The 8,796-nt window shown below is 60.8% G+C and carries 6 protein-coding genes and 1 pseudogene; 6 read left to right on the top strand and 1 reads right to left on the bottom strand.

Annotated features, from left to right (window positions below):
* From ACIPL2_RS30875 to ACIPL2_RS30865, 3 genes and pseudogenes are all read left to right on the top strand, one after another.
* Positions 1-615, top strand: a pseudogene (locus ACIPL2_RS30875) (glycine dehydrogenase (aminomethyl-transferring)); the annotation flags it as partial.
* Positions 616-737: 122 nt separating this feature from the next.
* A complete protein-coding gene (gene glyA / locus ACIPL2_RS30870) occupies positions 738-1,994 on the top strand; it encodes a serine hydroxymethyltransferase (RefSeq protein ID WP_401363372.1) in 1,257 nt (418 codons plus the stop codon).
* A 263-nt stretch (positions 1,995-2,257) separates the two neighbouring features.
* Positions 2,258-3,673, top strand: a complete 1,416-nt coding sequence (locus ACIPL2_RS30865; protein WP_401363370.1) for a M15 family metallopeptidase — start codon at positions 2,258-2,260, stop codon at positions 3,671-3,673.
* 10 nt (positions 3,674-3,683) lie between these two features.
* Here the strand turns inward: ACIPL2_RS30865 and ACIPL2_RS30860 are convergent, their stop codons facing one another.
* Positions 3,684-4,586, bottom strand: coding sequence for a LysR family transcriptional regulator (locus tag ACIPL2_RS30860; RefSeq protein WP_401363367.1), 903 nt, complete (start codon positions 4,584-4,586; stop codon positions 3,684-3,686).
* A 91-nt stretch (positions 4,587-4,677) separates the two neighbouring features.
* Between ACIPL2_RS30860 and ACIPL2_RS30855 the strand changes: the two genes are divergently transcribed.
* From ACIPL2_RS30855 to ACIPL2_RS30845, 3 genes are all read left to right on the top strand, one after another.
* Positions 4,678-6,120, top strand: a complete 1,443-nt coding sequence (locus ACIPL2_RS30855) for an aldehyde dehydrogenase family protein (RefSeq protein WP_401363364.1) — start codon at positions 4,678-4,680, stop codon at positions 6,118-6,120.
* Between the two features lie 13 nt (positions 6,121-6,133).
* Entirely contained in the window at positions 6,134-7,120 is a 987-nt protein-coding gene (locus ACIPL2_RS30850) for a dipeptidase (RefSeq protein WP_401363361.1), read from the top strand.
* 109 nt (positions 7,121-7,229) lie between these two features.
* Positions 7,230-8,783, top strand: coding sequence for a BCCT family transporter (locus tag ACIPL2_RS30845; RefSeq protein WP_401363358.1), 1,554 nt, complete (start codon positions 7,230-7,232; stop codon positions 8,781-8,783).
* Positions 8,784-8,796 lie beyond the last annotated feature (13 nt).

Raw genomic sequence — 8,796 nt, 5'->3', positions numbered from 1 at the left:
CCGTTCGGCAGCGCAAGCATTTTGCCGATCACCTGGATGTACATTCGCATGATGGGCGGCGCCGGTTTGAAGCGCGCTTCGCAACTGGCGATCCTCAACGCCAACTACATTTCCCGTCGCCTCGAAGAGCACTACCCGGTGCTCTACACCGGCAGCAACGGCCTGGTGGCGCACGAATGCATCCTCGATTTGCGCCCACTGAAAGACAGCAGCGGCATCAGCGTCGATGACGTCGCCAAGCGCTTGATCGACTTCGGTTTCCACGCCCCGACCATGTCGTTCCCGGTGGCCGGCACGCTGATGATCGAGCCGACCGAAAGTGAATCGAAGGAAGAACTCGACCGCTTCTGCGACGCCATGATCCGCATCCGCGAAGAAATCCGCGCGGTGGAAAACGGCACGCTGGACAAGGACGACAACCCACTGAAAAACGCCCCGCACACGGCGGCGGAAATCGTCGGCGAGTGGACGCATCCGTACAGCCGTGAGCAGGCTGTTTACCCCTTGCAGAGCTTGATTGACGCCAAATACTGGCCACCCGTGGGCCGCGTCGACAACGTGTTCGGTGATCGCAACCTGATCTGCGCCTGCCCCTCAATCGCCGACTACGCCTGACAACACCACAAACCCCTGTAGGAGCGAGGCTTGCCCGCGAAGCTTTTAGCGGCCGTTATGACCTCTTCGCGGGCAAGCCTCGCTCCTACAGGTAAATATCAGTTCATAGAGAGGACTTCACCATGTTCAGCCAACACGACCAGATCAAAGGCTACGACGACGAACTGCTGGCGGCGATCAACGCCGAAGATGCGCGGCAAGAGCACCACATCGAGCTGATCGCTTCGGAAAACTACACCAGCCAACGGGTGATGGAAGCGCAAGGCAGCGGCCTGACCAACAAGTACGCCGAAGGCTATCCGGGCAAGCGTTATTACGGCGGCTGCGAACACGTTGATGTGGTCGAGCAACTGGCCATCGATCGCGCCAGGCAACTGTTCGGCGCCGACTACGCCAACGTCCAGCCACACTCCGGCAGCCAGGCCAACGCGGCGGTTTATCTGGCCTTGCTGCAGGCTGGCGACACCGTGCTGGGCATGAGCCTGGCCCACGGCGGCCACCTGACCCACGGGGCCAAAGTCAGCTTTTCCGGCAAGCTCTACAACGCCGTGCAATACGGCATCGACACCACGACCGGCTTGATCGATTACGACGAAGTTGAACGCCTCGCGGTCGAGCACCAACCGAAGATGATCATCGCCGGATTCTCCGCCTACTCGAAGACTCTGGATTTCCCACGTTTTCGTCAGATCGCTGACAAGGTTGGCGCTTACCTTTTTGTGGATATGGCCCACGTCGCCGGGCTGGTGGCGACCGGTTTGTACCCGAACCCGATCCCGTTCGCCGACGTGGTCACCACCACGACTCACAAAACCCTGCGTGGCCCGCGCGGTGGCCTGATCCTGGCCAAGGCCAATCCGGAACTGGAGAAAAAGCTCAACGCCGCGGTGTTCCCCGGTGGCCAGGGTGGCCCGCTGATGCACGTGATCGCGGCCAAAGCCGTGTGCTTCAAGGAAGCGCTGGAGCCGGCCTTCAAGTCCTATCAGGCGCAAGTCATCCGCAACGCCCAGGCGATGGCCAACGTCTTTATCGAGCGCGGCTACGACGTGGTGTCCGGCGGCACTGATAACCACCTGTTCCTGGTCAGCCTGATCCGCCAGGGCCTGACCGGCAAAGACGCCGACGCTGCCCTCGGCCGTGCCGGCATCACCGTCAACAAGAATGCCGTACCCAACGACCCGCAATCGCCGTTCGTGACCTCCGGCCTGCGCATCGGCACGCCGGCGATCACCAGCCGTGGTTTCAAGGAAGCCCAGAGCATCGAGTTGGCAGGCTGGATCTGCGACATCCTCGATCACCTCGGCGATGCCGATGTCGAGGCGAACGTCGCCCGCCAGGCGGCAGCGATGTGCTCTGACTTCCCCGTCTACCGCGACTGATTTGTAGCAGGAGGACTATTGAGTTCTGTAGCAGCTGTCGAGCCTGCGAGGCTGCGTTCGGCTGCGAAGCAGTCGTGAAATCAGACGATGCGGTGTGTCATTAAAACCCAGCACTCAGTTTTACGACTGCTGCGCAGCCGAACGCAGCCTCGCAGGCTCGACAGCTGCTACAGGCCGCGTCCTGCCATGCCGATCAACAACTGCATGGCAGCGAAGCGGGTTTGAAGCCATGATGAGGCATTCGCCTTTTCTGGAAGCCTCGCATGCGCCTGCTGTGCAAACTCCTCTACCTGAGCCTGATCGTGCCGTACCTCGCCAGCGCCGAGCCAAGGCCTGCGCACATGGTGTATGTGCGCACGGTTGATCCGAGCATCGAGCAAGACATCCGCTATGCCGGCCCCCACAACTTCACCGGGCACCCACTCGACGGTTACGCGGCGCCGGAATGCCTGTTGTCGCAGGAGGCAGCCAAGGCCCTTGCTCGGGTACAAACGGCATTGCGCAGCGAAGGCTACGGTTTGAAGGTATTTGATTGCTATCGCCCCAGCCGTGCCGTTGCGGACATGGGACATTTCGCGATCGAACCGGGTGACCCGCTGAAGGGCGAGTTCTATCCGCGTCTGGACAAGAAAGACTTCTGGCGTCTGGGGTATGTGGCACGGGTTTCCAATCACTCCAAGGGCGGCACCGTCGACCTGACATTGACCGGTCCGCACGCCCTGCCCGCCGACACCTGGACACCGTCCGCCAAGCCTGTCGATTGCACCGCACCTTACGGCCAGCGCTGGCACGACGGCGCGCTCGATATGGGCACAGGCTTCGATTGCTTCGATGAACCGGCGCACACCGACAACCCGACGATCAACGCGGCCGCCCGGAAAAATCGCCAGATACTCACCAGTGCCATGGAAAAACAAGGCTTTGTCGGGTACTCAAAGGAGTGGTGGCACTTCACCTACACCCGCGACGAGACGTTGACGAACGTCATGGATTTCCCCATCACCCCGCTGGCGTCCAACGGCGTTCTCGACAGCAGTAACCAATTGATCGTGGTCACCAGCAAAAACTGGACGGACACCCAAGGAACCGCCCAGCGCTATGTCCGCCAGGGCAACCGCTTTGAAAAATACCAAGCGCCGTTTCCGGTAGTCCTGGGCAAAAGCGGACTGGCCTGGGGCAAGGGTCTGACCCAGGTTGATCAACGCGAAGGCCCGGTGAAACGTGAAGGCGATGGCAAGGCACCGGCCGGAATCTTCACACTGGGAACGGCGTTCGGTTACGACAATTCGGCCGACACCAAACTGCCCTACCTTGCACTGACACCTACCGTCGAATGCGTGGATGACAGCCAGTCCCAACGCTACAACGAGCTGGTCGACGGAGCGACCACAGCGAAGGACTGGAACAGCTCAGAACACATGCGCAGCATGGATGAGCTGTATCGAAAAGGCATCGTCGTCGAACACAACATCCCGGCCTCTCCCGCTTCAGGCTCGTGCATCTTCTTGCACATCTGGCGCAGCCCCACGTCCCCGACGCTTGGCTGCACCGCCATGGATCAAGCGGACATCACCCGGCTGTTCAGTTGGCTCGACCCGCGCCAATCCCCGTTGCTGATTCAACTGCCCGAGGAGCAATACGAACAACTGCGCGAAAGCTGGCACCTCCCCGAACGTTGAATCACCGTGCTCACGCCCCCGTGTCGCTCGCGTCCTTGAGTTGCATGTTCGTCCTGAGGAAATTCATCAGCTCCGTCGCAGCGGGTGACAGGCTGCGTCCTTTTCTGCACAAGATACCTATCTGGCGCTCCACCTTGGGTTCCGACAGGGGCAGGAACACCAGTTGTTCATTGCCCTGCGGAAACGCCAGCGAAGGCAGCGTCGTGATTCCGATGCCCTCTTCGAGCATCGCTATCAAAGAAATCATGTTGGAGACAAACAGCAAACTGCTGTCCAGCAATTCTGCGGCGTCGGTGCCTTCGAGCAATCGCGAAGTGCCGTTGCGCACCAGTGGATAAGCTTGCAGGCTGGACCAGTGCAATGCCCCGCCGGCCGCCACCAGCGGGTGATCGCGTCGGCACACCACACCCACCTGGTCACTCAGGATCGGCAGGAAATCAATGTTCTCATCCGGCATCCAGACGCTGCTGATGCAGAAGTCCACCTGCCCTTGGGCCAATAACTGCTGCACGCTGTCGGCGTTACCGTCCTGAATACTGATCTGCACTTTCGGGTGCTCACCAACAAAGCGCGCGAGCAAGTGTGGCAACAACCGGCTGGCCACCGACGGCACGGTGGCGATGCTCACCTGCCCGATTTCATGCCGGGCCAGCAGGCTCACCTCGCGGGCAATCCGGTCGTGATGGGCAAGCAGGTCCTGGAACAGCGGCAGACAGTGTTCGCCAAACGGTGTCAGCTCGGTTTTCCCTCCTTTCTCGAACAGCGCCTGGCCGAGTTTCTGCTCAAGCTCTCGAACGGCCAGCGACAGCGCAGGTTGGGTGCGATAGGCCTGTTTGGCCGCTCCGTGGAAGCTTTTCAGCTGCGCGACCAGCACGAAGTAACGAAGTTGAGTGATCTTCAGCTCAGGCAACACGGTAAGTTTTCCTTATCATTTCATTTTTTTTATTAATTTTTATTTGCAGATTAATACTCGCAAGATGGGAACCACGCAATCGGAGGTTCCCATGACAGACCAACCCTATAAAAATTACCTGGCTGGAGATTGGTGCGAAGGCCAAGGCGTTATCGCCAACCACAGCCCTTCGGACGTTCAAGACCTGATCGGTCACTACCACCAGGCCAGTGCCGAGCAAACCCGGGCGGCCATTGCCGCCGCGCGTGAGGCGCAGCCACTTTGGGCGGCGACTGGCCTGGAACAACGCCAACAGGTGTTGATGGCCATCGGCAATGAGCTGATGGCTCGCAAGGACGAATTGGGCCACCTGCTCTCCCGTGAAGAAGGCAAACCCCTCGCCGAGGGGATCGGCGAAGTCAATCGCTCCGCGCAGTTCTTCCATTACTACGCCGCCGAAGTGCTGCGCCAGTTGGGAGAGACCGCTGCGTCGGTGCGCCCGGGCATCGAGATTGAAGTCCAGCGCGAACCCGTCGGCGTCGTCGGCATCATCACCCCGTGGAATTTCCCGATGGCCACCGCTGCCTGGAAGATTGCCCCGGCTCTGGCCTTTGGCAACGCGGTGGTGTTCAAACCGGCCAATCTGGTGCCGGCCAGCGCCTGGGCGCTGACCGAGATCATCAGCCGCCAGGCCCTGCCGGCAGGCACCTTCAACCTGGTCATGGGCAGCGGCAGTGTCGTCGGCGAAAGCCTGATCCAGTCGGCCGATATCGATGCGCTGACTTTCACCGGTTCGCTGCAGACCGGGCGTCGCGTAGCGGTGGCCACTGCCACTAATCTGGTGCGCTGCCAGCTCGAAATGGGCAGCAAAAATGCGCTGGTGGTGCTCGATGACGCCGATCTCGACATCGCCGTCGAATGTGCGCTGAACGGTGCCTTTTTCGGCACCGGGCAAAAATGCACGGCCTCCTCGCGCCTGATCGTTTGTGACGGCATTCACGACCGCTTTGTCGCCGCACTGACGGCGCGCATGCGCCAGTTGAAGGTCGGCCACGCGTTGGAACACGGCGTGCAAATCGGTCCGGTGGCTGAAGCCCGTCAACTTGAGCAGAACGTTCAGTACTTGCAGTTGGCCATCGAAGAAGGCGCGACGCTGATCGAGGGCGGTGAGCGGCTGGCACTGGAACCTGCCGGGCACTACATGCGTCCGGCGCTGTTCATTAATAGCCACAACGACATGCGCATCAACCGCGAAGAAGTGTTCGGTCCGATTGCCTGCGTGATTCGGGTCGCCGACTACGAACAAGCCCTCGCCGTGCTCAACGACACCGAATACGGCCTCACCGCCGGCATCATCACCCAGTCGTTGCGCCATGCCAGCGATTTCAAGCGCCGCGCCCGCACCGGCTGCGTGATGGTCAACCTGCCCACCGCCGGCACCGATTACCACGTGCCGTTTGGCGGGCGCAAAAACTCAAGCTTCGGTCCCCGCGAACAAGGGCAATACGCCCGCGACTTCTACACCGTGGTCAAGACCACTTATGTGCGCCCCTGAATCGGAGATCAGCATGAACGACTTATTGATGATCGATGGCCTGCAGTATTCCAACTGGAGCGAGGAGATCTTTCGCCAGATGCAGGCCGGAGGCCTGAGCGCCGTCCACGCCACCCTTGCGTACCACGAAAATGCCCGGGAAACCCTGTCGCGGATCGGCGAGTGGAATCGGCGTTTCGAAACCTGGCCCGAGCTGATCAGACCGGTGCGCGAGGCGGCGGATATTCGTCGGGCGCATCAGGAAGGCCGCGTCGCGATTTTCTTCGGATTCCAGAATTGCTCCCCCATCGAAGACGACATCAGCCTGGTGGAGATATTCCGCCAGCTCGGGGTGCTGGTCATGCAACTCACCTATAACAACCAAAGCCTTCTGGCCAGCGGTTGCTACGAGCGCGAAGACAACGGCATCAGCCGTTTCGGCCGCCAGGTGATCAGTGAGATGAACCGCGTCGGCATGTTGATCGACATGTCCCACAGCGCCGAGCGCAGCACCCTGGAAGCCATCGAACTGTCGAGCCGGCCGGTGATTGTCTCCCATGCCAACCCGTCGAGTTTCCACGTCGCCAAGCGCAACAAGTCCGACGCGGTCCTGCGCGGCATCGCCGAGTCCGGCGGCCTGCTCGGTTTCAGCACGTACCCCTTCCACCTCAAGGGTGCGTCGGGCTGCACCCTCGAGTCGTTCTGCGACATGGTCGCCAACACCGCGGACCTGATGGGTGTCGAGCACATCGGCATCGGCACCGACTTGTGCCAGCAGCAACCGCTGGGCGTACTCGAGTGGATGCGTAACGGGCGCTGGAGCAAGGACAAGGATTACGGCGAAGGCTCGGCCGACAACGCCAACTGGCCGGCGCCGTTGCAATGGTTCCGCGACAGCCGCGATTTCCCCGTCATCGCCCGTGGCCTGCAGGCTCGCGGCTTCAACGAACACGAGGTGCGAAACATCATGGGTCTGAACTGGCTGCGCCTGCTGGAAACCGCTACGACCCCACAAACCTGACGCCTGATAGCAACCGTGAGGACAGCATGAAAAACAACAACAACAATAGCGTCCCGTTCATCTCCCCAACCGGCGACGGACAGCCTCAAGCGCGTATTTTGGAGGCATCATGAAAACAACCACCTCATTGCAAGCCGAGACCCCGCCACTGGGTCTTGTCGCCTCCAGAAAAGACATCGACTGGCCGCTGTTTCTGATCAGTGGCGGCTTCCTCGGCGCCTTCCTGATTGCAGCCCTGGTGGACATCGACGGCATGTCGAGCCTGGTGAACACGCTGTTCGCCTGGTCGACGAAATTCTTTGGCCTGTACTGGCAAATACTGATGCTGCTGACCTTCGCGGTGAGCCTGTTTATCTGCTTCAGCAAATGCGGGCGCGTGCGGCTTGGCGGTGTCGACCAACGCCCTGACACCAGCACCTTCAACTGGATCGCCGTGATCATGTGCGCCCTGCTCGCCGGCGGCGGCGCGTTCTGGGCAGCCGCAGAACCGATGATGCACTTCGCCAGCCCGCCGCCCTTGTTCGCCGGGGTGCAACCCCACACCGAAGCCGCTGCACACGCCGCGCTGGCTCAATCGTTCGTGCATTGGGGCTTCCTCGCCTGGGCGGTGCTGGGCAGTTTGCTGTCCATTGTGTTGATGCATTTGCACTACGACAAAGGCTTGCCGCTGGCGCCTCGGACCCTGCTGTATCCACTGCTCGGCAAGCGTGCGCTGAACGGCCCGATCGGCACGCTGGCCGATGCCACGTCCATCATCGCCGTGGTGGCCGGCACCATCGGTCCGATCGGTTTCCTCGGCCTGCAAATCAGCAGTGCGCTGCATTCGGTGTGGGGCATTCCGAACGACCTGGTGGTTCAATCCATCACCATTATCCTGGTCACGGTGCTATACACGACCTCCTGCCTGGTGGGCCTCAAGGGCATTCGCTTCGTCAGCGAGATCAACGTTTGGCTGATGATCGGCCTCGCGGTGTTCATGGTGGTGTTTGGCCCGACCGCCTTTATCCTGGGCGGTTTCCCGTCGGCGTTCGCCTTGCACCTGGAACAGTTCATTCCGATGACACTGTTTCGTGCCGATCCAAAGTGGCTGGACTGGTGGACGGTCTTCTACTGGGGCTGGTTCATTGGTTATGCGCCGATGGTGGCGCTGTACGTGGCAAAGATCTCCCGTGGACGGACCATCCGCGAAGTCATCATGACGCTGTCGATCATCGCACCCATCGTGACCATGTTCTGGTTCACCGTGGTCGGCGGGACCGGCATCGGCCTGGAATTGCAAACGCCCGGGATCGTCACCGCCAACGGCGCGCAACCCGAAGCCCTGCTGCTGGGGGTCACTCAGAACCTGCCGCTGGGTGGGCTGGTCTCCGCGCTGTTTCTGTTTTTGAGCTTCATCTCGGTTGCCACCAATGGCGATGCCATGGCCTTCACTGTCGCGATGGCCATGTCGAGCAATGACAAACCGAAAAAATGGCTGAGAGCGTTTTGGGCCATCGGCATGGGGCTTGCCGCGGTCGTGCTGATCACCATTGGTTCGGGCGGTGTGACCGCGCTGCAATCCTTTATCGTGATCACCGCAGTCCCGGTGTCGCTGTTGATCCTGCCCTCGCTCTGGGATGCACTGCGGATCGCCCGGCACATGGCGCGTGAACAGGCCGTCTGATGATGAACAACTC

It is taken from the genome of Pseudomonas sp. NPDC086251 (assembly GCF_044746405.1).
GTDB lineage: Bacteria > Pseudomonadota > Gammaproteobacteria > Pseudomonadales > Pseudomonadaceae > Aquipseudomonas.
This window is presented reverse-complemented; position numbering and strand designations above follow the sequence as displayed.